Source organism: Corallococcus sp. BB11-1 (assembly GCF_026626625.1).
Lineage (GTDB): Bacteria > Myxococcota > Myxococcia > Myxococcales > Myxococcaceae > Corallococcus > Corallococcus soli.
On sequence record NZ_JAPNJY010000001.1, the window covers coordinates 861598 to 886592 of the forward strand.

The following is a 24995-nucleotide window of genomic DNA, read 5'->3' on the forward strand; positions in this document are numbered from 1 at the left end:
CCGCGTCCAAGGAGGCGTCCCCATGCGCCGTCACGTCTCGCTCCCGCTGGTGGTCCTTCTCTGTGCGACGGGGGGGTGCAGCGCCCTCCGCACGGACGTCCTGCTGGACACGCTGAACGCACCGGAGTCGTCGAAGCCCGAGGATGCTCCGCCCCGGGTTCCGGCGGTGGAGCGCGTGGCCGGGCTCACGCGCGCGCAGCTCATGGACGCGTACGTGGACGCCGAGCGCGCCGGGGGGTGGATGGACGGGCTGGGCGCCTCGCCGGAGGTGGTGGTGGACATGACGGCCTGTCTGCTCCAGCACGCCGGGAACGACACCGCGGTCTGTTATGAGAACCCGGAGCGCACGGGCTTCCTCGACCGGGCGGTGAAGGCGTCCGCGTGGGGCGTGCCGCTGCCCGCGCAGTCGTTCTCCGTGACGGCGCCGTCCGACGCGGAGGTGGACGCGGAGCGCTTCTTGTCGAACGCGCTGGGGCTCGGGCCGTCGCTGGCGGCGTTGCAGCAGTCGCTGGAGGTGCCGCTGACGCGCGAGGCCCTGTCGCAGGGCATCCGCGAGGGCGCGGCGTCCGCGGCCGGCTACGTGCGGGCGCGCGCGTGGCGCCGGGACCTGAGGCGGCCCTCCAACGCGGTGGTGCTCAGCGGCGGCGGCGCCAATGGCGCGTTCAGCGCGGGGGCCATCTGGCGGCTGCTGGGCATCCTGGAGCAGTGCCGGGGCAAGCCCGCGCCGGAGGGCTGCGGGGACGCGCGCATCGACCTGGCGGCGGGGACGAGCACCGGGGCGCTCATCAGCACGCTGGTGGACCTGTTCCACACGCCGGGCCAGGAGGCGAAGGCGCGCCGGCTGCTCATGGGCAACTACACGTGCACGGTGGAGTCGGACCTGTACTGCGTGAACTCCACGTGGCTGTGGAACCTGGCGGACGACACGCGGGGCCTGGTCCAGTTCGACGGCGTGTACACGAAGCTGGAGGAGGTCATCCAGCCGGGGATGTTCCACAACGGCACGGAGCTGGTGTCCGTGTCGGTGGACTTCCAGACGGGGGATGTCTTTGGCGTGAGCGACCAGGACCCGGAGGACTTCAAGGCGGGGGTGACGGACGCGGAGCGCAAGCGGGGGATGACGCGCGCCATCGTGGCGTCCATCGTGGAGCCGGTGTTGTCGGATCCGGTGGTGTCGCTGCCGTCGGCCTCCGGCAAGCGCAAGGGGACCTACTACGACGGCGGGGTGCGCTCCGGGCTGCCGCTGCTCCAGGCGGTGCAGCGCGGGGCGGAGCGGGTGCTGGTGATTTCGACGGGCGGGGTGAACCCGGGGCCGGCGAAGAGCCCGAAGAACGCGATGAACGTGCTCATGCGCACCATCGACCTGTTCGTCGCGCAGCCGCGCGTGGGCGAGGTGCAGCAGGCGGAGCTGCTCGCGGTGGCGCGGCGGCTGGGCGAGTACAACGTCTGCATCATGCGGGGCGCGAGCGAGGACTTCTGCCGCCGCAAGGGCCCGGGCTTCCAGGCGCCGGGGCTGGCGCCGGCGGCGGGGCAGGCGGTGTGGATGGGCGCGGCGCGGTTCGACCAGGTGGCGACCAGCTGGCGCACGGCGTGGATGTTCAAGCCGGAGACGGGGCTGGCGACGGCGAGCGGCTATTCGTTCACCCCGGAGGTGATGCAGCCGCTCTTCGTCGCGGGCGTGGAGTCGCTCCAGAAGCGGTGCACGGAGGTGCTGGGCCTCTTCGACATCCAGGGCACGCTGGCGGCCCGGGAGTGCGCGCGCCAGCTGGTGGAGGTGTCGGACGAGGCGCGCGAGGCGCTCCCGTCCGTCCAGCAGTGCCGCAAGGACAAGCCGGAGCGCCGCACGTGTGACTGAGGGCGGGCGCTACTTCCCGCCGTCCTTCACCCACGCGCCCCAGCCCACGAGCTGGGCGCCGTCCTCGGCGACGCGCTTGCCCTTGGGCGGGACGCGGAAGAGGGTGTCCGACAGCGTCCCGAAGCGGGCCTCGTCCGCGAGCCCGTGGAGCGCGGCGCCCCACGGTTCGGCGGCGTAGGTGGTGACCTGCACGCGGCGCTCGACGCCTTCGCCCAGCGGCGTTTCGAAGACGACGGCGGGGATGGGGTGCCGGGCGACGGTGAGGGTCTCGCGGCGCGAGGGCGCGGTGCCGGCGGGGACGGGCGGCCACTGCTGCGGCAGGCTGACGACTTCGCTGACGAGTGAGAGGAGGGCCTCTTCCAGGGGGAGGGCGTCGGCCTCCTGGAAGTCCGCGCACGGCGCGTCCCCGGAGGGGCCGGTGACCTCCTTGCGCAGCAGGAAGCCGCGCTCGGCGCCCATGCAGACGCGGCGCACGGAGGCCGTGCCGGAGATGTCCTGGCGCACGTCGAACCAGGTGCCCGGGCCCCAGGGCCGTTCGAGGACGGGGAGGGTGCCGGTGGCGTTGGTGCCCTGACGGAAGGACACGAGCGTGAGCTGCTGGCTGCCGCTGGCGCCGAAGCCGGAGAGGGTGGTGCTGGCGTCGAGCAGGCCGTGGGTGAGGTAGAGCGGCCCGGGCTCCGACGCGTAGAGGCGGTTCTGCAGGGGGCCGTCGCTGGGGCGGCTGTCGTGCAGGTAGCGCTGCGCGTCCCACGAGCGGCCGGCCGCGGTGGTCTGCTCGGTGGAGCGCTGGCCGCGGTGTTCGGCCTTCCACGCCTGGGTCTCCTCCATGCGCATGGGCAGCAGGCGGTCCTGGGCGAGGCGCGGGTGGGGAAGCGGCCTGCCTTGATCATCCGTGAAGGTGACGGTGAGCCACGCCCACGGGGCCTGCACGGCGACGACCTCCAGGGCGACGCGGCCGGCCACGGCGCTGCCACGCTCGTTGGGGTCCACGACGCGCTGTCTGCCCGGGGGGGCCCGGTGGGCGGAGAAGGCGTACTCCACGCGGTCGCCCACGCGGGCGCGCTGCCAGGGGGACGCGGTGGCGGTGGTGGGGGTGGGGGTGGGCGCGCCGGCGTCCGGGATGACGGAGGCGTCGGGCGTGGAGGCGGTGGTGGTGTCGGGCGGTGGGATGGCGGTGGTGCCATCCGCGGGCGCCGTGGCGCGGGGCTTCACACTTTCGCAGCCAGCACCCGCGCCCAGGACGAGCGCGGCGCACAGCAGGAAGGGCCGGGAGGAGAGACGGGACAGGGTGCGTCGCATGCGTGGGCCTCGGGAGGGGCGTCACGGGATGCGCCCCCTCGCAGGCCGCTAGATACACGGGCCCCGGGCGCGGGCCGCGTGGAGTTGCTGATCATGCGCGGAGGGAACGTGCTCTTGTCGACAAGGAGGGGACGGCTACTCTGCGGTGATCTCCCGGTAGACCACGTCACTGGGGCCCAGGCGGTTCACGGTGTCGACGAAGCGCTCGGAGACGACGATGCGGGTGGTCTCCTCCACGCCGAAGAGATCCACGCCCTGGGGGATGGATTCGCGCAGGAGCCAGCGCTTCGGGGGGAGTGAGAAGCCGTTATCCCCGCAGTCTGGGCAGGTTGGGGCGCGGTCGATGCAGTCAGGATGCAGCTTCGCCAGAGGGCGCGCTTCCAGTTCGTAGAGCGCCTGTTCCTTGGTGCGCCGGGTGCGCAGCTCCGCGCGGATCGGGATGATGCCTTGCAGGCCTTCGCCCAGCAGCAGGTCGCGCGCATCCTCTCGCACGAGCACCTGCCATGAGGGCAATGCGGTCACAGGACCGAAATGACCGCGCGCGGTCCCCACGAGAGGACCCAACCTGCAGGCTGGCTCAAGTACAATCCCTGCTGCGGCGAAGGGACGAACCAGTGCCGCGCGCCGCGCATATTCCTCGGCGGACTGCGGCCGGATGTCGGTCAGGGAATCGTTCTCCGGCAGCCCGGACAGTTCCACCGAGGGATACGCCTGCAGCCCGCCCCTGGCACCACAGCGGGGACAGCGGATGCTCGGGAGGCACCACCTGTGTTCCGCGCGGTAGCTCCCACTCCATTGTCCCGATTCAAGGTCTTCTGGCTCTTCCAGCTCGAAGTAGCGCAACCGTCAATCCTCCACCGGGAGCGGCAGGAGGTCCATCTGCTGCCAGTAGCTCATTGTCAGTCCAAAGAGACCGTACTTCTGAATCATCAGCCATGCCTGCTCGAAATGCGCTGTGTTCGATCTGGTGCCATGCCGCCGGATATAATCTCGCCAGTCCTGATTCCACGGTCCGCCAGCCTCTCCACGATGGATGCGTTTGTGCAGGTCCGCATCAATGGCCAGGACGTACTGGTGGATATGGATGTCCTTGGAAAGGAAGTGGCCCTTGAACGCCTGCGGGAAGATGTGGTGCCGCTCCTTGGGCCGCTTCGCCCACTCCGCCATCGCCCGCTCTCGCTGAACCTGACTGGGCAGCTTCTTGCGCGGATGGAAGCGGAACACCATGACGGGCCTCGCGTCGCGCGGAAGCTCCTGCGCGCTGCCCCAGTGGCGCCGGGGCCCGCTCCCTGGCGCCACCAACACGGGCGGCGCCGTCGCACCGCGCGTGCGCACGATGCGGCCCGGTGGCTCCAGGTCCTCGCACCAGAACAGCGCGCAGGCTTCATCCGTGCACAGGGGCGCGACGCACCGGTCCTCCCCGCTGTCCTCACATTCCTGCTCGGTCCCGGCCTCCGCCCAGACGCTCTCGGGTGAGAACGCCGCGACCGGCGGCGTCGAAGCACAGCCGCACCACAAGCCCACCAACAGCCAGGACAACCAACGCATAAGTTGCCTCGGAAGGACCACATGAGTGAGCAATGGAGGTCTGGCCGTGTCAAGGCGGGGCTCATTCGATTGGCATCTGACAGGAAATCGCCCGCAGTATTTGAAAGAGGCCATCAGGGAGGCGGCCTCCTTCATTACTGGGAAAATTGTATGTCTAGGCCGTTTGACGCTTCACGAGCATCATTAGCGCGAGCATCTTCCAAACCTGTCGATTTCGACCGAAAAACGCAGCGCTGCTGCGGCCGGAGCGTTTGTACTCGTTCCACGTTTCGCTGATCAACTCCTTCACGTACGTTTCATCCTTGAGGAGTGTCTCGGGTGGAACGTGCCACTTTGAGCCATCATCAGCAAGGAATACACGCAATGCCGCGAGCACGGGAAATGTGAACGGAGGCGGAACGTAGTACCTGCTAGGCTTACCGCTCAGCAAAGTCCATGGTGCCTTCTTGTCATAGGCGATGACGCCATTGACCTTCCCAGGTTTGGAACCCATTTCCTTTGGAAACAGGAGCGTGACCTCATCGTGGAGTTTGATGAGGTCCAATAGGTGGGGCAGAAGATGCTTGAAATCGTTTGCATCCCAGGTTGCAACCAAGCGCTTTTCACTAGAGTAGGCGCTAAGTGGGTCTTTCTTTCCTACTGGATAGACTTTGTTGTTGAAGAGCGCGAGAAGCTTCACCAAGTCGCCCACGTCATACTCGGCGTTCTTGTCGGCTTCGGGGTCGTTTTCCATGAACCGAACACGCTGGCGCATTTCTTTAGGCAAGACGTTCTTGATGTCCTGCCAAGCATTGCCCAGGTTCTTGAGTGAGTACTCTTGGACAGGCTCGCTGCGGTTACGGGCCCGGCTGATGTCGGCCAAGTCTTCTTCTGCGAGCCCAGTCTGAACCTCAACGCGGACCACCGCTCCGCCAGGATTCGGTGCATCGCCATCCGCAGTCCCTTTGGGCTTCACGGCTTTGAGAACTTCGCGGATGACGGCATAAGAGTGCCCACCGTTGAGAATCCCATCTCCTCGCCGTCCTTCCTCGCGCTCCTCATCGTCGGTGACGACGTTGAGGATCAGCGATGCCATACTGTCTTTGACGTGGCACGCTTGAGCGACCATGCATATGCCGCTATTCCTCTTCACGAACTCGTCGGGATCCCCTTGCAACGTGCGGGCGATGGCCTTCGGCGTGGGCTTGGTCGTGTCTGGATGCCGAGCATTTGGATCAAGGGGAAGATCCAACGGCAGGGAGTCAACTCGAACCCAAAGAACCCAGTCCTCGAACATTTTCTCGGTGGGGTTGCCCTCGGCGTCCAGTACGGGAGTTGCCCAACGGGCGGCCTTGAGGACAGGGAACGACCACTTCTTCTGGTCCATAGATACCTTTCTTTTGTGGCTCAACGGAGCCGATGAACACGGCGAACACGCCATGTGAACCCAACCGTACAGGCATCCGCCGTGGATTGCAATCCGCCAACCCCATTGCATCCTCTAGTTGTGCTCAGATGGGGAGGTTAATGAACCCCTGGCACTTGTTGTTGCTGTGCGCGCTGTCGCTTGTGGCTTGTGCTCCCCGGAGCGAGCAGATCCGATTCGTTCCGAACGAGGAGGCGGCCTGGTTCAAGTTCCCCTACGCGTTGCCGGAGGCGGGAGCACAGGCGCTTCCAGGTGCGACGGCCCTCGCCATCCAGCTGGTGATGGATGATCTCCTTCCACGCGGGCGCACCATCTCCCGCACGGCATCTCCCCAGGAGGTCTGCCTGCTCCAGCGGCAGTCCTACGACGTCGAAGCCGCGCCGGGCCCCGAAGCGTGGTCTGGGTTCGCCTCTCGTTGAGCCCGGGCGCCTGTACTCGGGGAGGGGCCCTGCCCCTCGACGTCGGTTCCTTCTCCTATGCCGTGGACGTGAAGCAGCGCCGCATCCTGGCTTCGAGGTGGCCATGACCCTTCAACACACTGCCGGGTTCCGGCTCGGATGGGCGTTGGCGTTGGGTTGCCTGCTCCATGCCTGCACCCCGGCGCATCGCAGCGTGCCGCGCGCGCCCCAGGCCGAGGCCGAACGCGTCGCTTTTCCCCAGCTTGAGCTCCCTGAAGTGGGACGTGTCCGTCTGGAGGGCAACGTGTCCGCCGCCATCCAGTTGGCGATGGAAGACTTCATGCCCTGGGATGCTCCCCCGAAGCCCATCGCGGAGCGCGCCCCATGTCTGGACCAATGGGAGTCCTATGACGTGACGACCGCGTCCCTACCGGAGAGCGTGCTGCTTGTCCGCTTCGAGCCCAATCGCGAACGCTGTGACTCCGGGCAGCAGCTCGTCGAACTCGTGACCTACGCCATCGAGGTGCGGACCATGCGCATCCTCTCCATCGACGCATACCCGCGGCTGCTGCCGGGGCCGCAGGGCACTACTCCGCGGTGATCTCCCGGTAGACCACGTCACTGGGGCCCAGGCGGTTCACGGTGTCGACGAAGCGCTCGGAGACGACGATGCGGGTGGTCCCCTCCACGCCGAAGAGGTCGAGTCCTGGGGGAACGGATTCGCGCAGGAGCCAGCGCTTCGGGGGCAATGAGAAACCGCCGTTCCCGCAGGCTGGGCAGGGGGGGGCGCGGTCGATGCAGTCAGGATGCAGCTTCGCCAGAGGGCGTGCCTCCAGTTCGTAGAGCGCCTGTTCCTTGGTGCGCCGGGTGCGCAGCTCCGCGCGGACCGGGATGATGCCTTGCAGGCCTTCGCCCAGGAGCAGGTCGCGCGCATCCTCGCGCACGAGCACCTGCCACGAGGGCCACACGGTCACGGGACCGAAATGACCGCGCGCGGTTCCCACCAGCGGGCCCAGGCTGTACCCCGGCTCAAGAGGAAGTTCCGGTGGAACGAACGGACGCACCAAGGCCATGCGGCGAGCCACCTCCTCGGGAGCCTGCGGCCACACACTGGCCAGGGCTTCGTTGTCCGGCAGGCTGGACAGATCCACCGAGGGATAGGCCTGCATGCCTCCCCAGGCCTCACAGCGGGGACAGAGTTGGCTCGGCACATACCAGCGGCGCTTGGCGCGGTACTCCCCGCTCCACTGTCCCGAGTCGGGGTCTTCTGGCTCTTCCAACTCGAAGTAGCGCAACCGTCAGTTCTCCAAGGGGGATGGCAAGAGGTCTACCTGCTGCCAGTAGGTCATCGTCAATCCAAAGAGACCGTACTTCTGGATCATCAAGAAGGCATGATCGAAGTGCGCTGCCTTCGGCCTGATGCCATACAGCCGAATATAATCTCGCCAGTCACGATTCCACGGTCCGCCCCCCTCTCCACGGTGGATGCGCTTGTGGACGTCCACGTCCACGGCCAACACGTACTGGTGGATGTCGATCCCCTTTCTGTCGAAATGGTCCTTGAACGCCTGCGGGAAGATGTGGTGCCGCTCCTTGGGCCGCTTCGCCCACTCCGCCATCGCCCGCTCCCGCTGCAACTGACTGGGCAGCTTCTCGCGCGGATGGAAGCGGAACACCATGACGGGCCGCGCATCGCGCGGAAGCTCCTGCGCGCTGCCCCAGTGGCGCCGGGGCCCGCTCCCTGGCGCCACCAACACGGGCGGCGCCGTCGCGCCGCGCGTGCGCACGATGCGGCCCGGCACCAGGTCCTCGCACCAGAACAGCGCGCAGGCTTCATCCGTGCACAGGGGCGCGACGCACCGGTCCTTCCCGCTGTCCTCACATTCCTGCTCGGTCCCGGCCTCCGCCCAGACGCTCTCGGGTGAGAACGTCGCGACCGCCGACGTCGAGGCGCAGCCGCACCACAGGACCACCCACAGCCAGCACAACCAACGCATGACCTACCTCGAAAGAACCACAGCGTGAGCATCTTCAGATCTGTTGATCCCGACCGAAGAACGCAGCACTGCTGCGACCTGCGCGCTTGTGCTCATTCCAGGTTTCAAGGCTGTTCTCAGCTGGGACTCCCGATGGAACCCCTCTGCCCTGATTGTTGCTGGGCGCGCTGCGCTGGTCGCTTGCGCACTTCGTAAGGAGCGGATCCGCGAGGTGCGGACCATGCGCATCCTCTCCATCGACGCATATCTGCGGCTGCTGCCGGGGCCACAGGGCGCTACTCCGCGGTGATCTCCCGGTAGAACACGTCACTGGGGCCCAGGCGGTTCACGGTGTCGACGAAGCGCTCGGAGACGACGATGCGGGTCGTCTCCTCCACGCCGAAGAGGTCCAGACCCTGGGGGATGGATTCACCCTGCAGCCAGCGCTTCGGGGGCAGCGTGAAGCCATGACGCCCGCAGACCGGGCAGGTGGGCTCCCTGTCGTAGATGCACGCGGGGTGCAGCTTCGCCAGGGGCCGTGCTTCCAACTCGTAGAGTGCTTGTTGCTTCGTGCGACGGGTGCGCAGCTCCGCGCGGACCGGGATGATTCCTTGCAGGCCTTCGCTCAGGAGCAGGTCGCGCGCATCCTCGCGCACGAGCACCTGCCACGAGGGCCATACGGTCACGGGACCGAAATGACCGCGCGCGGTTCCCACCAGCGGCCCCAGCCTGCATCCTGGTTCAAGAAGGCGTTCCGGTGGGACGAACGGGCGCACCAGTGCCTCCCGCCGCGCATATTCCTCGGGGGGTTGAGGCCGGATGTCGTTCAACGCGTCATTGGCTGGCAGGTCGGTCAGGTCCACCGATGGATAGGCCTGCATGCCTCCCCATGTCTCGCAGCGTGGACACCGGATGCTTGGCAGACACCACTTGTGCTCCGCGCGGTACTCCCCACTCCACTCGCCCGCGTCGGGGTCGCGCAGCACGGCCAGTTCGAAGTAGCGCACCCGTCAGTTCTCCACTGGGAACGGCATGAGGTCCACCTGCTGCCAATACGTCATCGTCAATCCAAAGAGGCCATGTTTCTGGATCATCAGGAAGGCGTGGTCGAAATGCTGGAGCCTGCTGGTTTTCTGCCCAGGGCCTTCGATGTAGGCCTGCCAGTCTCGATTCCAAGGACCGCCGTTCTTTCCCCGGTGGATGCGCTTGTGGACGTCCACATCCACGGCCAGCACGTACTGGTGGATGTGGATGTCCTTGGTAAGGAAGTGCCGCTCGTACGCCTGCGGGAAGATGTGGTGCCGCTCCTTGGGCCGCTTCGCCCACTCCGCCATCGCCTGATCCCGCCGGACCTGACTGGGCAGCTTCTCGCGCGGATGGAAGCGGAACACCATGACGGGCCGCGCGTCGCGCGGAAGCTCCTGTGCGCTGCCCCAGTGGCGCCGGGGCCCGCTCCCTGGCGCCACCAACACGGGCGGCGCCGTCGCGCCGCGCGTGCGCACGATGCGGCCCGGCTCCAGGTCCTCGCACCAGAACAGCGCGCAGGCCTCATCCGTGCACAGGGGCGCGACGCACCGGTCCTCCCCGCTGTCCTCACATTCCTGCTCGGTCCCGGCCTCCGCCCAGACGTCCTCGGGTGAGAGCGTCGCGACCGCCGACGTCGAGGCGCAGCCGCACCACAGGACCACCCACAGCCAGCACAACCAACGCATGAAGCTCCCCGGACGCACGGCCCGCGCACCATGCCAGGACCCTGACCCCCACTCCCAGTGGAAGCCCCACCCCCGCCACTGCTAGACCTTCCGCCCAGGTCCACCTTTCGTCCCTGGAGCCCCGCGCATGCCCTCGCCCCTGTCCATCCGCCGTGTCGTCCTCTACAAGCACGGCGTCGGCTACTTCGAGCGCCGGGGGAAGGTGACGGACAGCGAGACCGCGCACCTGGACTTCAAGGCGCGCGACATGAACGACGTGCTCAAGTCCATGACCGTGCTGGACCTGTCCGGCGGCTCCGTCTCCGCCGTGAGCTACGACTCCACCAAGCCCCTGGAGCAGCTGCTCTCCGAAGCCACCATCCGCATCCCCGAACACGGCAGCCTCACCGCGCTGCTCGGCCAGGTGAAGGGCGCCCGCGTCCGCGCCCGCATCGGCGGTGGGCAGGTGGAGGGCGCCATCGTCGGCCTGGAGTCCCTGCCCGTCGTCCAGGGCGAGGCGAGCGTCATCCGCCCCTTCCTCACGCTGCTCGTCGGCGCCGCCCTGCGCACCTTCGACGTGCTGGAGATCAGCGAGCTGGAGTTCCTGGACGAGGCCGTGCGCAAGGACCTGGAGTTCTACCTGGCCACCGTCATGTCCTCGTACAAGAAGGACTCCAAGCGGCTGTCCATCCTCACCGCGGGGGAGGGCACCCGCGAGCTGTTCGTCAGCTACGTGCTGGAGTCCCCCGTGTGGAAGACCAGCTACCGCATCCTGCTGGATGAGGCGCAGCCGCCGTTGCTCCAGGGCTGGGCGCTGGTGGACAACACCGGCGACGAGGACTGGGTGGACGTGGAGCTGTCGCTCATCGCCGGCCTGCCCGTGTCCTTCGTCCACGACCTCTACAACCCCCGCTACCAGCGCCGCCCCATCGTGGAGGTGCGCTCGGAGGTGGGCGTCGCGCCCGTGATTCCCGAGGAGGCCCAGGCCGAATCCTACGAATCCGTCTCCGAGGTCTCCGATGACGGCCCCTTCGGCAGCAGCGGGGACGCGCCCAGTGCCAGCTTCGTGCCCATGGCGGCTCCAGCCCCGGCTCCGGTCATGCGCAGCAGGAGCATTGGCGGCGGAGGCCCGGGCGGCATGCGCGACCGGCTGGAGCAGAGCACCGCGGTGAAGACCGTGACCAAGGAGGTGGGCGACCTCTTCGAGTACGGCGTGGACCGCCCCGTCACGGTGCACCGCAACCAGAGCGCGCTCGTCCCCATCCTGCACCGCCCCTTCGAGGGCCGCCGCGTGCTGCTCTACAACCGCGCCACGCGTGAGAAGAACCCGATGACGTGCATCGAGTTCAAGAACACCACCGGCCTCACGCTGGAGGGCGGCCCCGTCACCGTCACCGAGGACGAGACCTACGTGGGCGAGGCGATGCTGGACACCCTCAAGCCCGACGACGTGCGCTTCGTGCCCTACGCCGTGGAGCTCTCCTGCTCCGTGTCCGTGGAGGACGAACAGGAGGACGGCCCGGTGTTCCGCGCGCGGGTGAACCGGGGCACGCTGGTGACGGAGTTCTTCCACCAGCGCCGCACGAAGTACACCGTGCGCAACAAGGCGAAGCGCGCCCAGACGCTCTACGTGGAGCACCCGCGCACGGACTGGGAGCTGAAGGACACGCCCGCCCCCGCGGAGACCACCGACGGCTTCTGGCGCTTCAAGCGGGACCTGGCGCCGGGCGCCTCCGACACGCTCACCGTCACCGAGCGCACCCGCGGAAACCGCCAGTACTACATCAGCAACCTGGGGCTGTCCGAGGTGGCGTTCTTCCTCGACTCGCGCTTCATCGACGCGGGCGTCGCCCAGGCCCTGCGCGACGTGGTGGCCCTGCGGGAGAAGCTGGCCCTGTTCACCGTGGAGGCCCAGAACCTGACCGACAAGCGCACCCAGCTCTTCAAGGACCAGGAGCGGATCCGCTCCAACATCGACTCGCTCAAGAGCGGCGTCGCGCAGCGGGAGCTGGTGGACCGCTTCGTCACCAAGCTCAACGCCCAGGAGGACAAGCTGGAGACCATCGGCCGGGAGCTGGAGCGCCTGGAGAAGGATCGCGCCCGCGTGCAGGAAGAGGTCAACCAGCGCATCCAGTCGCTCAGCTACGAGGCGGAGCTCTAGAGCCCCCGCCTCGCCACGCGGACGTCCCGGCTACGGCGTGGTCGCGCGGAACACCTCGCGGCCCGCCACCACCGTCAGGCGCACCTGCGCGGTGAGCAGCTCCGCGGCGGGCCCGTCCACGGGGTCCACGGACAGCACCACGAAGTCCGCGTCCTGCCCCGGCTTCAGCCGGCCGCGCTGCTCCTCCGCGAACGACGCGTAGGCCGCGCCCACCGTGAAGCCCTCCAGCGCCTCCTCGCCGCTCAGGCGCTGGTCGGGCTGCCATCCGCCGGGCGGCTGACCGCTGGCGTCCTGCCGCGTGCGCGCCGCGTACAGACCCGCGAGCACGTCCGGCCGCTCCACCGGGAAGTCGCTGCCCAGCGCCAGCACCGCGCCCGCGGCCTTCAGCTTCTGCCACGCATAGGCGCCCTGGATGCGCTCCGGCCCTACGCGGTCCTGGGCCCAGGGCATGTCGCTGGTGGCGTGCGTGGGCTGGACGCTCGCGACGAAGCCGTTGGCGCCCAGCCGGGTGATGTCCTCCGGGCGGAGGATCTGCGCGTGCTCCACGCGGTGGCGGCCCTCCTTCTTCCCCGTGGCCTCCATCTCCTTGAGGAGCGTGTCCAGCACCAGCGTGTTGGCGCGGTCGCCAATCGCATGTGTGGCCACCTGGAAGCCGCGGCCCACGAAGGCGTGCACGCGCGCGGCGTACTCCTCCGGGGACAGCACCAGCAGGCCCTGGTGGCTGGGCTCGTCGCTGTAGGGCGTGCTCAGCGCCGCGCCCCGGCTGCCCAGCGCGCCGTCCATGACGAGCTTCACCGCGCGCATCGTCAGGAGCTTGCCCTGGAAGGGGCCGTCCTTCAGGTACTGCTCGCGGTCCGCCGTCTGTCCATCCGCCATGGCGTAGATGCGCAGGGGCAGGCGGCCGTCCTTGTCCCACTGCTGGAGCTGCCGGAACGTCTTCAGGTCCATGCCCGCGTCGTGCACGCCGGTGAGCCCCACGCGCGCGCAGTGCTCCAGCGCCGCGGTGAGCCGCGCCGCGAGCTGCTCATCCGTGGGCGGGGGCAGCACCGCGTCCGCCAGCGCCATGGCGTTGTCCACCAGCACGCCGGTGGGCTCGCCATCCGGGCCCCGGAGGATGCGGCCTCCCTGCGGGTCCTTCGTGCCCTTGTCGATGCGCGCCCGGCGCAGCGCCTCGCCGTTGAGCCACAGCGCGTGGCCGTCCACGCGCGCCAGCACCACGGGCGTCCTCGGGAAGGCCGCGTCCAGGTCCGTGTGCGTGGGGAAGGCCTTCTGCGGCCAGTCGTTCTGGTCCCAGCCCCCGCCCAGCAGCCACTCGCCCTGGTACGCCGTCGCGGGCGCCTGGGCCAGCCGCGCGCGCACTTCCTCCACCGACGCGGTGCCCTCCAGCCGCACGCGCACGAGCGCCGCCGCGAGCCCCGCCAGGTGGGCATGCGCATCCGTGAGGCCCGGCACCACCGTGGCGTCACCCAGCTCCACCACGCGCGCCGCGGGGCCCGCCGCCGCGAGCACCTCTTCCCGGCTGCCCACCGCGAGCACCTGTCCGTCCCGCACGGCGAGCGCCTGCGCCACGGGGCGCGCCGCGTCCAGCGTGCGGATCCGCTTCGCCACGTACACTGTGGGCGCCCCGGAGACGGCCGCTTCCGCGGGCGTCGCTTCCGGCACGCGACGGGAGCAGCCCGCCACGCCCACCAGCAGGAGCAGCGCTCCCAGGGTCCGACCGAAACGTCCTCGCATCATCCGAGCACCCACCCTTGGCAATCCGCCCCGGGCACCGGGCCCGGGGCATCGCGCGCGGCACTCTGCCGCACGGGCGGTGCGACGGCCAGTCGCCCGCATGGGGCCCTTCCGTCAACGGGACGCGTGCACCCGGGGGCCGGAGCGCGTATGCAGCGGCGCGTGAGCACTGCGGCCCCCCGTGGCATCCTCTTCGACCTCGACGGCACGCTGGTGGATTCGCTGCCGGACATCATCGCCAGCTTCCTCCACGGCTTCTCGCACCTGGGGTTGCCGGCGCCCTCCGTCCCGGAGGTGCGGGCCCTCATCGGCCAGCCGCTGGATGCCATGTACCTGCGCTTCGCGCCCGAGCACGTCACCGGCCTCTGCGCGGCCTACCGCGAACACTACCCGCGCAACTTCCTCAACCACTCGCGCCCCTTCCCCGGCGTGGAGCGGACGCTGCGCGCCCTGCGCGAGCGCGGCTACCTGCTGGCCGTCGCCACCACCAAGCGCAGCGACATGGCGCGGCGCTTCGTGGACGCCCTGGGATTGGACGGGCTCCTGCACCATGTGCAGGGCACGGATGGCTTTCCGCACAAGCCCGCGCCGGACGTGCTCCACCGCGCGCTCGCGGCGCTGGGCACCGGGGGCTTGTGGATGGTGGGCGACACCACGCTGGACCTGCGCGCGGGCCAGGCCGCGGGCCTGCGCACCTATGCCGTGACCTGGGGCACGCACTCCCCGGAGGAGCTGGCCACCGCCACGCCGGACGAGCTCCAGCCCGACCTGGAGCGGCTGCTCTCCCACCTGCCGCCGTTGGCCTGAGCGCGTCCGGCGCTAATGCCGCGCCTGCGGCTGGAGGCCCTGCACCTGCCGCACCTGCTGGTGGCTGGACAGCGGGAGGGCCGGAAGCGTGAGCTGATCCAACTCCCGCGGACCGATGAACTGCACCACGTCCTTGCGGAAGAGCAGGTCCAGCGTCCAGCCCAGGGCCACGCGCACCTTCGTCTCCAGCCGGGGCAGCTTCGCCAGGTAGAGGGTGCGCCACAGGACCCACGCGACGGTGCCGGAGAACTTCAGCCCCAGGATGCGCGCCACGCCCGCGCGCCGGCCAATCGCCGCCAGCTGCCCCAGCATCTTGTAGCGGAACGCCTTGCCCGGCCGGCCCTTCAGCGCCGAGCACACGTTGCGCGCCACCACCTGCCCCTGGCGCAGCGCGTGCTGCGCGGTGGGCGGGCAGGGCCTGCCTTCGTTCGTGAGGTCCGGCACCGACGCGCAGTCCCCCAGCGCCCACACGCCGGGGAAGCCCGGCACCTCCATGCGCGCGTTCACCTTGATGCGGCCGCGCTCCTTCTCGCACGGCAGTGACGCCAGCAGCGACGGGGGCGTGACGCCCGCGGTCCACACCACCGTCTTGGTGGGCACCCGCGTGCCGTCCGGCAGCACCACGCCGGCCTCCGTCACGTCCTGGACGTGGATGCCGGTGCGCACCTCGATGCCGTGCTCGATGAGCTTCCTGTGCGTGTACGCGCCCAGGTCCTCGCCCAGCTCCGGCAGCACCTCCCTGCCGCCGTGCACCAGCAGCACGCGCACGTTGTGGTGCTGGATGTTCGGGTAGTAGGGCAGGGCGCCGTGGATGAAGTCGTTGATGGCGCCCGCCGTCTCCACGCCCGCGAAGCCGCCGCCCACCACCACGAAGGTGACGACGGGGCGCTTGCCGCCCTCCGTGAGGCAGTCCGCGTCCGCCTCCTCCAGCCGGTCGATGAGGCAGTTGCGCAGGAGCATCGCGTCGCCCAGCGTCTTCATCGTCAGCGCGTGGTCGCGCGGGCCCGGCTTGCCGAAGAAGTTCGTCTCCGAGCCCATGGCCAGCACCGCGCAGTCGTACGACAGCGTGTGGCTGTGTCCGTCCAGCCCGCCGTGCGCCACCGTGGCCGTCCTCGCGTGCAGGTCCAGGCCGGTGAGGTCGCCCTCCACGAACGACAGGTGCGGCAGCAGCTTGCGCAGCGAGATGACGATGGCGCTCGGGTTCAGGTCGCTCGCCGCCACCTCGTGGAGCATGGGCGTGAAGAGGAAGTAGTTGTCGCGGCTCACCAGCGTCACCTCCACGTCGTCGCGCCGCCCCAGTTGCCGCTCCAGGTGCAGCGCCGCGTACACCCCCGCGAACCCGCCTCCCAGGATGAGCACCCGCTTGCGCGAAGGTCCGCTGGCCGCTGGCACATGGAGCCCCCGCGACTGGTTGTCCGCTCCCATGCCCGCCTCCTCGTGACGCGAAGAACGTCACCCACCAATGTCGGGGCGCCGCGTCGCGTCCGCACCCCCCGCCACCAGGGGCCCGCCTCCCTGTCCGCGGGGGAGGCCGGGGCGCGTCAGGGACTCAGGGGTGGTCGGGGTGCATCCGGTGCCGCCACAGCGTGCGCTGCGAGGTGTAGCGCGGGTTCACGAACAGCTTGATGAGCGCCATGCCGGCCACGAAGCCGCCGATGTGCGCCCACACCGCCACGCCGCCGGACACCTCCGGCCTGAGCGTCATGAGCTGCGGCAGGCCGGTGATGAGCTGGAGCACGAACCACCACAGCAGCACGCCCCAGGCCGGGATGGGGATGACGCGGATGATGATGAAGAAGATGAACAGCATGTTCACGCGCACGCGCGGGTAGAGCACCAGGTACGCGCCCAGCACGCCCGCGATGGCCCCCGACGCGCCCACCGTGGGCACCGGCGACGTGGGGTCCACCGCCACGTGCGCCGCCGCCGCCACCAGCCCGCACAGCAGGTAGAACACCAGGAAGCGCAGGCGCCCCATGCTGTCCTCGATGTTGTTGCCGAAGACCCAGAAGAACAGCACGTTGCCCAGCAGGTGCCCCCAGCCGCCGTGCAGGAACATGGAGGTGAGGGGCGTGGCGCGGTTGATGGCCTCCGCGTCCACGACGCAGGCGTAGCCATCCCCCAGCGGCACCGCCTGCCCCAGCGGTGCCTGCCCGGTCAGCTCCCCCGGCACCATGCCCAGGTTGCAGATGCTGGTGGCCAGCGCCTCCACCTGGAAGCCCGCGCCCTGGATGAACACCCAGACGAATCCCAGGGTCCCCAGCAACAGGTACGTCATCACGGGGGTGCGCAGGGTCGGGTTGTCGTCGCTGATGGGAATCATGGCTGGCCCTCAGCATGGTCCGGCCGTGCGGCGCGCGGCCCGCCTCCCGCGCGAGGATGTGCGCCGCCGGACGCATGCCCTGGGACGCCGAAATGATGGTTGCCGCCTGGATGGCATTTCATCCCACCCCGGCGGCCACTTGGCGGCGGGCCCGCCCCCGAGCGATGTTCCGGAGTCGTCTTCATTCCATGGAGTCCGGAGCATGAACCCCTTGAAGTCGTCGTCCCGTTCCGCCGCGCTGCTCGTGGTGTCCGCCCTCGCCCTCGCGTTCACCGGCTGCGCCGCGCGTCGTCAGCAGGCGTACCTGGAGGACAAGGCCCTGGGACACGTCTACCGCAAGCCCCTCGCGGAGGTGTGGCCGGAGGCCCTGGCCCTCGTGAAGGACAAGGGCTTCTCCGTGATGCAGGGCAAGGGGGGCTTCGAGGCGCAGACGGAGTGGCTCCAGACGAGCGCCGCCTCCTCGCTGGGCACCTCCTTCGCGCGCTACCTGGTGCGCGGCTACGAGCGCGGCCCCGGCCAGAGCGCCATCGAGTTCCGGCGCCAGGACCGCTCCGAGGCCCGCGCCGCCGACAACACGGACGGCCGCCCCACGGCGCCGGGCGAGACCGCGACCGGCCCCAACAACTCCCAGATGCGGCGCGACACGGAGCTGGAGTGGGAGCTGCTCCAGAAGGTGGATCCGGACGCCGCCGCCGCCCTCAAGGCCGAGGCGAAGAAGCTCGAGTAGTCCGCCGCCGCACGGGGCGCCGCTCGCGCGACGGTGCGTCAGTCGCGCAGCGGCAGCTCCACGGTGAGCCCGTCGAAGGCCACTTCCACCGGCCCCTTGAACGCCTCGCGCGCCTGCGTGAGCAGCTTGCCGGGGTCGGTGTCGTGGCGGCTGGACAGGTGGGTGAGGATGAGCCGCCGCGCGCCCGCGGACTGCGCCACCTGCCCCGCCTCCCGCGCCGTGGAGTGGCGCGTCTCCTGCGCGCGCTCCTGCTCGTCGTCGGAGAAGGTGGACTCGTGCACCAGCAGGTCCGCGTCCTTCGACGCCTGCACCAGCGCGGGGCACGGCCGCGTGTCGCCTGAAATCACCAGCCGCCGTCCGGCCCGCGGCTCGCCCAGCACGTCCTCCGGCCTCACCACGCGCCCGTCCGGCAGCGTCACGGCTTCGCCCTTCTGCAGCTTGCCGAAGGCGGGCCCCTCCGGCACGCCCAGCTCCCGCGCCTTGGCCAGGTTGAACTTCCCCGGCCGGCCGTCCTCCGCCAGCACGTAGCCCAGCGCGTGGATGCGGTGGTCCACGCCCACCGCGTGCACCGCGTAGCCGCCCCGCTGCACCACGTCCCCGTCCTTCAGCTCGTGGATCTCCACCGGGAAGGCCAGCGACTCCAGCCCCAGGTGCACCGCCTGGTGCAAGAGCCGCCGCGCGGGCGGGGGCCCGTACAGGTGCATGGGCGCCGTGCGGCCCATCATCCCCAGGGTGCGCAGGAAGCCGATGATCCCCAGGTAGTGGTCGGCGTGGAAGTGGGTGAAGAACGCCACGTCCACGGTGAAGCCCGTGCCAAAGCGGACCATCTGCCGCTGACTGCCCTCACCGCAGTCGAACAGCAGCAGATCCGCGTCCGCCTTCACCGTCAGTCCGGAGAGCCCTCGATGCAGGGTGGGCTGCGCGGCGGAGGTGCCGAGGAAGGTAAGCCTGAGAAGGGACATGCCAGCGCTTCCCACGAAGAGTGTGGCCTCCGCGTACGCGCACCGTCACCGCCAGCGCGCACCCGGGGGCATTTACCAGGGTGCGAAGGGTCGTGCTATGCAGCCGACCCCCGAAAGCCACCCATGCCTGATTCCTTGACGGTCGGCCCCACGGCCGAGCCCCGCCGCGTGCGTGCCCAGGACGGCCGCCTCCTCTCCGTGCCTGACGGGTGGGCCCTGCTCCCCCCCGGCGACGCCGGCCTCACCCGCCGCGTGAAGGCCGCCGGCCCCACCTGGACCGTGGTGGAGAAGGTGGGCCGCAAGCTCTTCTCCCGGGGCGTCTGGGCGCCGGAGGCCCACATCGTCCACGCCCGCGCCGTGCTCGACGCGGAGCGCGCCACCCCCGCCTACGCGAAGAAGCTGGCCCAGGGCCGGGACCGCCGCGCGCGCGAGCAGGAGGTCTACGAGGTCGACTTCGCCAACGCCGTCCTGCGCTTCCTGGCCTTCAGCCCCGCCTGGCTCCCCCACGCCAAGCGGATGGCCGTCCTGGTCGCCGGCCACGCCACCCCCGTGGGCAGCGGCACCGTGGCCCGCACGGAGCGCATCCCCATTGAGCGCCGCGCCGAGGCCGCCGTCATCGCCTGGATGCGCCACCAGACGACGAGCTACGACGACATGCGCATCCAGCGCGTGAAGGGCGCCCGCCGGGAGGTGCGCCGGGAGCTGGCGGACGTCTCCCGCGCCGTCCTGGACCTGCACCGCCGGGACGCCCCCCACGCCCCGCCGGCATGTCCGCTCTGCTCCGCCCTCCTCCGCCCCCCGCCGACACGCCCCCCGGATTCCTGACCCGGCGTTCAGTCACGACTGTTCTATTTCTGACCGGCGGGTTAGGAATGCGCCCGCCATGTCCCGCCCCGCCGACCCGAAAGCCCGCAGCGCGCTCATCAGCGCCGCGCGGGCGGAGTTCGCCCGTCGGGGCGTGAAGGGGGCGCGCATCGGCGACATCACCGCCGCGTGCGGCCTGTCCAAGGGCGCCTTCTACCTGCACTTCCCCTCCAAGGAGGCCCTCTTCGGCAGCCTCGTGGAGGCGTTCGTGGCGGACCTGGAGCGGGTGAGCCAGAAGCGCCTGGCGTGCCTGGAGCACTTCCGCGCGGACCATGGCCAGCCGGGGCCCGCGGACGTCGCCGCGCGCTCCGAGCGCTACCGGACCTTCCTGAGCGTGGAGGCCGCCTCCGACCTGGAGATGCTGGAGCTCATGTGGGCGAACCGCGAGCTGGTCACCGCGCTCATCGTGGGCAGCCAGGGCACCGCCTTCGAGTCCGTCATGTGGGACCTGGTGGACCGCGAGGTCGACCGCATCTCCCGCGAGTTCCGCACCCTGCGGGGCCAGTCGGGGGAGGGCCCGGACGTGGACCCCGGCCTCTTCGGCTCCTTCATCGTGGGCACCTACCTGCTGCTGGCCCGGCGGATGGGGCGGCTGGCGCGCAAGCCGGACCTGGCCGCCTGGTCCACCGGCATCCAGCGGCTGATGCACGAAGGCACCGCTCCGCGCGACATGCCGCTGCCCGCCACCGTCGCCGCCCGCACCCCTTCTTCCACACCGTCCACGCGCCGGCGTCACGCCCGCGCGGCCAACCCGCAACGTCCTCCAAGGAAACGCCCGTGAAATCGTCCACGAAGCCCGCTGCTTCCCGTGCCTTCGCCGCCGTGGGCGTGGCCGCCGCGCTCGCGCTCACCGCCTGTGACAAGGCGGACGCCTCCGCTCCTCCCGCCGCCGACAAGGCCGCGGGCAAGGCCGCCACCGACAAGGCCGTGACCCCCGTGAAGGTCGTCACCCCCCGGGGGGAGCAGGCCTCCGCGTCCGAGGAGGTGACGGGCACGCTGTTCCCCGCCCAGGGCCTCAAGGTGGGCTTCGAGGTGGGCGGCCGGCTGGAGTCGGTGCGCGCCCAGAAGGGGCAGGCGGTGAAGAAGGGCGACGTGCTCGCCCAGCTCAACCCCGAGATCGCGGACGCGCAGGTGGCCGGCGCGGAGGCCGCGGTCGCCGCCGCGGAGGCCGGCGCCGCCATGGCGAAGGACGCGGCCGACCGCAGCGAGAAGCTCAGCGCGGGCGGCGGCATCAGCGAGCAGCAGCACCGCGGCGCCACCTCCACCGCCGCGCAGGCCCAGGCCCAGGTGCTGGCCGCGAAGGCGCAATTGTCCCAGGCCCGCGCGGCGCGCCGCCGGCACGACCTGAGGGCGCCTTTCACCGGCACCCTCATTGAATCCCCGGACCAGACGGGCGCCACGGTGGCCCCGGGCACGGCGCTCTTCACGCTGGAGCAGCTGGACACGCTCGTCTTCCGCACCACGGTGCCGGAGTCGTCGCGCGCGCTGCTCAAGCCCGGCGTGAAGGTGCGCGTGGTGTCGCTGGGCGGCGGCGCGGCCACCGACGATGCGGTGGTGCGCACCATCCTCCCGTCCGCGGACCCCGCCACCCGCCGCGTGCCGGTGGAGATCGCCGTGCCCAACGCGGACGGCCGCTTCGTGGCCCACACGCTGGCGCGCGCGATGCTCAAGCTGGGCGAGCTGCGGGAGGCGCAGGTGCTCCCCATGACGGCGCTGTCCTCCTCCAACGGGGACCACGTCCTCGTCGTGGACGACGGCGCGCTCAGGCGGGTGGACGTGCAGGTGCTGGAGCGCCGCGACCGCGAGGTGGTGGTGCTGGCCGCGTCCGTCCTCCAGCAGGTGGTGGACTACCCCACGCCCGCCATGTCCCCCGGCACCCGCGTCTCCGTGAAGTAGCCCCGGCGCCCCTTTCGGCCGCGGCCCGTGCGCGCGGCGACGTGAGTCCTTCATGATTCTCAGCGACGTTTCCATCCGTCGGCCGGTGTTCACGGCCATGTTGTCCCTGTTGCTCGTGGTGCTGGGGCTGATGGGCCTCAGCCGCCTGGGCACCGACCTCTATCCCGACGTCAGCTTCCCCATCGTGGTGGTCAACACCCTCTACAAGGGCGCGGGCCCGGGCGAAATCGAGACCCAGGTCATCAAGCCCCTGGAGGACGCGGTCGCCGGCATCAGCGGCGTGGACAACATCCACTCGTTCAGCCGCGAGAACGTGGGCACCGTCATCGTGGCCTTCACGCTGGGCACCAGCCTGGACACGGCCGTGCAGGACGTGCGCGACAAGGTGGGGCAGGCCGTCAACAAACTGCCCACGGACGCGGAGGCCCCCATCGTCAGCCGCGTGGACCTGTCCGCCACGCCCATCCTCACCTACGCCGTCTCCGCGGACATGAAGTCCCAGGCGCTGCGCAAGCTGCTGGATGACCGCATCAAGCCCGCGCTCGCGCAGATTGGCGGCGTGGCGGAGGTGCGCATCACCGGCGGCGACGTGCGCGAGGTGCAGGTGGACATCGACCTGGACAAGGCCCGCGCCGTGGGCATCACGCCCGCGCAGGTGGCCCAGCGCATTGGCACGGAGAACCTCAACCTGCCCGCGGGCCGCCTCCAGCTGGGGCCCAACGAGCTGACGGTGCGCTCCATGGGCGAGTTCCGCAGCGTGGAGGACCTGCGCATGCTGCCCATCGCGCGCAGCGCCACGGGCGCCCAGGTGCGCCTGGAGGAGATCGCCACCGTGACGGACGGCGTCGCGGAGCGCCGCACCACCGCGCGCCTCAACGCCCGCGACGCCGTGGTGCTGGAGATCGTCAAGCAGCCGGGCTCCAACACGGTGGCCGTCAGCGACGGCGTGAAGAAGACGCTCGCGGAGATGACGCCGGTGGTGGGGCAGGGCTTCCAGGCGACGCTGCTCATCGACCAGTCGGACCTCATCCGCGCCAACACCCACGAGGTGTGGGTCGCCATCATCTTCGGCGGCCTGATGGCGGTGCTCATCATCCTGATGTTCCTTTTGGACCCGCGCGGCACGGCCATCTCCGCGCTCGCGCTGCCCACGTCCGTCATCGGCACGTTCTTCGTGATGTACGTGCTGGGCTATTCGCTCAACCAGATGACGCTGCTGTCGCTGTCGCTGGCCATCGGTCTGCTCATCGACGACGCGGTGGTGGTGCGTGAGGCCATCACCCACCGGCTGGAGAAGGGCGAGGACCCGGTGAGCGCCGCGTCCAACGGCACCCGGGACGTGGGCCTGGCCGTGCTCGCCACGACGCTGGCCCTGGTGGCGGTGTTCATCCCGGTGGCGTTCATGCCCGGCATCGTGGGCCAGTTCTTCAAGCAGTTCGGCATCACCATCTCCGTGGCGGTGCTCATCTCGCTGTTCATCTCCTTCACCCTGGACCCCATGCTGTCCGCGCGCTTCGCCAAGGCGCGCAAGCCCGGAGAGGTGCACCGGGAGGCCGCGGTGTTCCGCGCGCTGCGCCGGTTCCTGGAGGGCACGGAGAACACCTACGCGCGCATCCTGGGCTGGGTGCTGCGCCACAAGTGGCTCACCGCGGGCCTCACCGTGCTGGCGCTGGTGCTGTCGTTCGGCGCGGCAAGCACGCTGGGCGCGGAGTTCATGAGCGCGGAGGACCGCTCGCAGCTCATCGTCGAGTTGCAGCTGCCGGACTCCTCCAGCCTCGCGCAGACCACCGAGCGCGCCGCGGAGGCGGAGAAGCTGCTCAAGCAGATCCCGGAGGTCACCGACATCTACACCACCGTCGGTCCCAACGGAGACGTCTACAAGGCGCGCATGCGCGTGCTCACCGTGCCCAAGGACGCGCGCACCAAGGGCATCCCCGTCCTGAAGGAAGAGGCGCGCGCGCTGCTCGTCCCGAACCTGGTGTCCACCGCCATCACCCTGTCGGACCCGCCGTCCATCGAAGGCCTGGGCGACTGGTACCCCATCATGGTCCGCGTGGTGGGCCCCGACCTGAAGCTCGTCAACGAGGAGGCCGAGCGCATCGCCGGCATCCTGCGCGGCCTGGGCACGTCCGACGTGCGCGTGGACTCGAACCCGGCCAAGCCGGAGCTCCAGGTGCAGATTGACCGGGCGCGCGCCACGGACGTGGACCTGTCCGCGGCCGCGCTCGCCACGCAGCTGCGGCTCGCCATCGACGGTGACGTGTCCGCGAAGCTGCGCGAGGGCACCGACGAGACGGACATCCGCGTGCGGCTCCAGGAGCGCGACCGCGCCACCCCGGAGCGCGTGCGCCAGCTCATGGTGTCCACGCCCCAGGGGCTGCGCCAGGTGACGGACGTGGCGAACGTGTCCCTCAAGGACGGCCCCAGCGTCATCGAGCATGAGAACCGCGAGCGGCAGGTGGCCGTGGTGTCGCAGCTCGCCAAGGGCGCCGCGCTGGGCGACGTGGCCACGCAGCTGAAGGCCGCCATCGCGGCGAAGCCGCTGCCCCCGGGCTACGCCATCGTCTACGACGGGCAGATCAAGAGCCTGGATGAGCAGAACGACGCGTTCGGCGCCGCCTTCGGCCTGGCGTTCGTCTTCATCTACATGGTGCTCGCCAGCCAGTTCGAGTCCCTCAAGCACCCGTTCACCATCATGGTGTCGCTGCCGCTGGCGCTCGTGGGCGCGCTCCTGGCCCTCGTCGTCACCGGCTACCACCTCAGCCTGGGCGCCATGATTGGCGTCATCCTGCTGATGGGGCTCGTCACCAAGAACGCCATCCTCCTCATCGACGGGGCCCTGCAGCACCTGCGCGAAGGCGACTCCGTGGACGAGGCCCTGCTCAAGGCCGGCCCCCGCCGCCTGCGCCCCATCCTCATGACGAGCGCCGCCATGGCCATTGGCATGGTGCCCACCGCCGTGGGCACCGGCACCGGCTCCGAGTTCCGCGCCCCCATGGCCATCACCGTCATCGGCGGCGTCATCACCTCCACCTTCCTCACCCTGCTGGTGGTGCCGGTGGTGTTCGCGGCCATGGAGAAGCTGTCCTTCGGCCGCAAGCGGCCCCGGACGCCGGACACGCTCGCCGCGCCGCCCACGGACGTGCACGTGGCGCCCGACCGCGCGGCCTGAGGCGGCGCGCGTCGCCGCGCCTGACGGAAGTCCTTCACGGGGCGCGAGGGCCATCTGCCTAGCGCCCCGTCGTGTTTTCAGCGCCCCCGGACGCAGGTTCCCCGGGGACGGTGGGGGAGCGCGGGGGGGGGCGGAGGACCCGCCCTGCCAGGTCAGGCCCGCGTCGCCAGGGCCAGC

22 protein-coding genes are annotated in these 24995 nt (G+C 70.1%); 10 read left to right on the forward strand and 12 right to left on the reverse strand.

Features of this window, described 5'->3' with window-relative positions; translation table 11 throughout:
- Nucleotides 1–22 precede the first annotated feature (22 nt).
- Nucleotides 23–1855, forward strand: a complete 1833-nt coding sequence (locus OV207_RS03660; protein ID WP_267552606.1) for a patatin-like phospholipase family protein — start codon at nt 23–25, stop codon at nt 1853–1855.
- A gap of 9 nt (nt 1856–1864) precedes the next feature.
- On the opposite strand, the gene OV207_RS03665 is transcribed toward OV207_RS03660, so the two are convergent.
- The 4 genes from OV207_RS03665 to OV207_RS03680 all read right to left on the reverse strand — a co-directional run bounded on the left by OV207_RS03665 (nt 1865) and on the right by OV207_RS03680 (nt 6068).
- Nucleotides 1865–3154: a DUF6068 family protein gene (locus OV207_RS03665; RefSeq protein WP_267552607.1), complete on the reverse strand. Its 1290-nt coding sequence runs from the start codon at nt 3152–3154 to the stop codon at nt 1865–1867.
- A gap of 135 nt (nt 3155–3289) precedes the next feature.
- Nucleotides 3290–3997: a double-CXXCG motif protein gene (locus OV207_RS03670; RefSeq protein ID WP_267552609.1), complete on the reverse strand. Its 708-nt coding sequence runs from the start codon at nt 3995–3997 to the stop codon at nt 3290–3292.
- A 3-nt stretch (nt 3998–4000) separates the two neighbouring features.
- Nucleotides 4001–4837, reverse strand: a complete 837-nt coding sequence (locus tag OV207_RS03675) for a TIGR02269 family lipoprotein (protein ID WP_324291491.1) — start codon at nt 4835–4837, stop codon at nt 4001–4003.
- A gap of 19 nt (nt 4838–4856) precedes the next feature.
- On the reverse strand, nt 4857–6068 hold the full coding sequence (locus tag OV207_RS03680) for an AIPR family protein (protein ID WP_267552611.1): 1212 nt from the start codon (nt 6066–6068) through the stop codon (nt 4857–4859).
- A 140-nt stretch (nt 6069–6208) separates the two neighbouring features.
- On the opposite strand from OV207_RS03680, the gene OV207_RS03685 reads away from it, so the two are divergent.
- Nucleotides 6209–6526, forward strand: coding sequence for a hypothetical protein (locus OV207_RS03685; protein ID WP_267552613.1), 318 nt, complete (start codon nt 6209–6211; stop codon nt 6524–6526).
- A gap of 256 nt (nt 6527–6782) precedes the next feature.
- A complete protein-coding gene (locus OV207_RS03690; protein WP_267552614.1) occupies nt 6783–7106 on the forward strand; it encodes a hypothetical protein in 324 nt (107 codons plus the stop codon).
- Here the strand turns inward: OV207_RS03690 and OV207_RS03695 are convergent.
- From OV207_RS03695 to OV207_RS03710, 4 genes are all read right to left on the reverse strand, one after another.
- Nucleotides 7093–7800, reverse strand: a complete 708-nt coding sequence (locus tag OV207_RS03695) for a double-CXXCG motif protein (protein WP_324291492.1) — start codon at nt 7798–7800, stop codon at nt 7093–7095. The two genes, OV207_RS03690 and OV207_RS03695, sit on opposite strands and share 14 nt — an antisense overlap.
- 3 nt (nt 7801–7803) lie before the next feature.
- Nucleotides 7804–8502 carry a TIGR02269 family lipoprotein gene (locus OV207_RS03700; RefSeq protein ID WP_267552616.1) on the reverse strand — a complete coding sequence of 233 codons (699 nt, stop codon included), beginning with the start codon at nt 8500–8502 and terminating at the stop codon, nt 7804–7806.
- A gap of 275 nt (nt 8503–8777) precedes the next feature.
- Nucleotides 8778–9488, reverse strand: a complete 711-nt coding sequence (locus OV207_RS03705; RefSeq protein WP_193346397.1) for a double-CXXCG motif protein — start codon at nt 9486–9488, stop codon at nt 8778–8780.
- Between the two features lie 3 nt (nt 9489–9491).
- Entirely contained in the window at nt 9492–10193 is a 702-nt protein-coding gene (locus tag OV207_RS03710) for a TIGR02269 family lipoprotein (protein WP_267552618.1), read from the reverse strand.
- Nucleotides 10194–10320: 127 nt separating this feature from the next.
- Here OV207_RS03710 and OV207_RS03715 point away from each other — a divergent pair, with 127 nt between their 5' ends.
- The gene (locus OV207_RS03715; RefSeq protein ID WP_267552620.1) at nt 10321–12333 is read left to right on the forward strand and encodes a hypothetical protein; all 2013 of its coding nucleotides are present in this window, start codon (nt 10321–10323) and stop codon (nt 12331–12333) included.
- A gap of 30 nt (nt 12334–12363) precedes the next feature.
- Here OV207_RS03715 and OV207_RS03720 read toward each other — a convergent pair whose 3' ends face one another.
- Nucleotides 12364–14070 (reverse strand): amidohydrolase, encoded by a 1707-nt coding sequence (locus tag OV207_RS03720; RefSeq protein ID WP_267552622.1) that lies wholly within the window; start codon nt 14068–14070, stop codon nt 12364–12366.
- 147 nt (nt 14071–14217) lie between these two features.
- Between OV207_RS03720 and OV207_RS03725 the strand changes: the two genes are divergently transcribed.
- Entirely contained in the window at nt 14218–14874 is a 657-nt protein-coding gene (locus OV207_RS03725; RefSeq protein WP_420715162.1) for an HAD family hydrolase, read from the forward strand.
- 12 nt (nt 14875–14886) lie between these two features.
- On the opposite strand, the gene OV207_RS03730 is transcribed toward OV207_RS03725, so the two are convergent.
- Both OV207_RS03730 and OV207_RS03735 read right to left on the reverse strand, forming a co-directional pair.
- On the reverse strand, nt 14887–16299 hold the full coding sequence (locus OV207_RS03730) for an NAD(P)/FAD-dependent oxidoreductase (protein WP_267552626.1): 1413 nt from the start codon (nt 16297–16299) through the stop codon (nt 14887–14889).
- Nucleotides 16300–16423: 124 nt separating this feature from the next.
- The gene (locus tag OV207_RS03735) at nt 16424–17197 is read right to left on the reverse strand and encodes a rhomboid family intramembrane serine protease (protein WP_267552628.1); all 774 of its coding nucleotides are present in this window, start codon (nt 17195–17197) and stop codon (nt 16424–16426) included.
- Nucleotides 17198–17399: 202 nt separating this feature from the next.
- On the opposite strand from OV207_RS03735, the gene OV207_RS03740 reads away from it, so the two are divergent.
- Nucleotides 17400–17924 (forward strand): hypothetical protein, encoded by a 525-nt coding sequence (locus OV207_RS03740; protein WP_267552630.1) that lies wholly within the window; start codon nt 17400–17402, stop codon nt 17922–17924.
- A gap of 38 nt (nt 17925–17962) precedes the next feature.
- Here OV207_RS03740 and rnz read toward each other — a convergent pair whose 3' ends face one another.
- A complete protein-coding gene (gene rnz, locus OV207_RS03745) occupies nt 17963–18886 on the reverse strand; it encodes a ribonuclease Z (RefSeq protein ID WP_193346406.1) in 924 nt (307 codons plus the stop codon).
- Nucleotides 18887–19009: 123 nt separating this feature from the next.
- Here rnz and OV207_RS03750 point away from each other — a divergent pair, with 123 nt between their 5' ends.
- The 4 genes from OV207_RS03750 to OV207_RS03765 are packed head-to-tail and all read left to right on the forward strand — an operon-like array spanning nt 19010 to nt 24818.
- Nucleotides 19010–19711: a DUF2293 domain-containing protein gene (locus OV207_RS03750; RefSeq protein WP_193346407.1), complete on the forward strand. Its 702-nt coding sequence runs from the start codon at nt 19010–19012 to the stop codon at nt 19709–19711.
- A 58-nt stretch (nt 19712–19769) separates the two neighbouring features.
- Complete coding sequence (locus tag OV207_RS03755; RefSeq protein ID WP_267552633.1) at nt 19770–20531, forward strand: TetR/AcrR family transcriptional regulator; 762 nt, start codon at nt 19770–19772, stop codon at nt 20529–20531.
- A complete protein-coding gene (locus OV207_RS03760) occupies nt 20528–21646 on the forward strand; it encodes an efflux RND transporter periplasmic adaptor subunit (RefSeq protein ID WP_193346409.1) in 1119 nt (372 codons plus the stop codon). Before OV207_RS03755 ends, OV207_RS03760 begins: the two co-directional genes overlap by 4 nt.
- A gap of 52 nt (nt 21647–21698) precedes the next feature.
- On the forward strand, nt 21699–24818 hold the full coding sequence (locus OV207_RS03765) for an efflux RND transporter permease subunit (protein WP_267552635.1): 3120 nt from the start codon (nt 21699–21701) through the stop codon (nt 24816–24818).
- Nucleotides 24819–24995 lie beyond the last annotated feature (177 nt).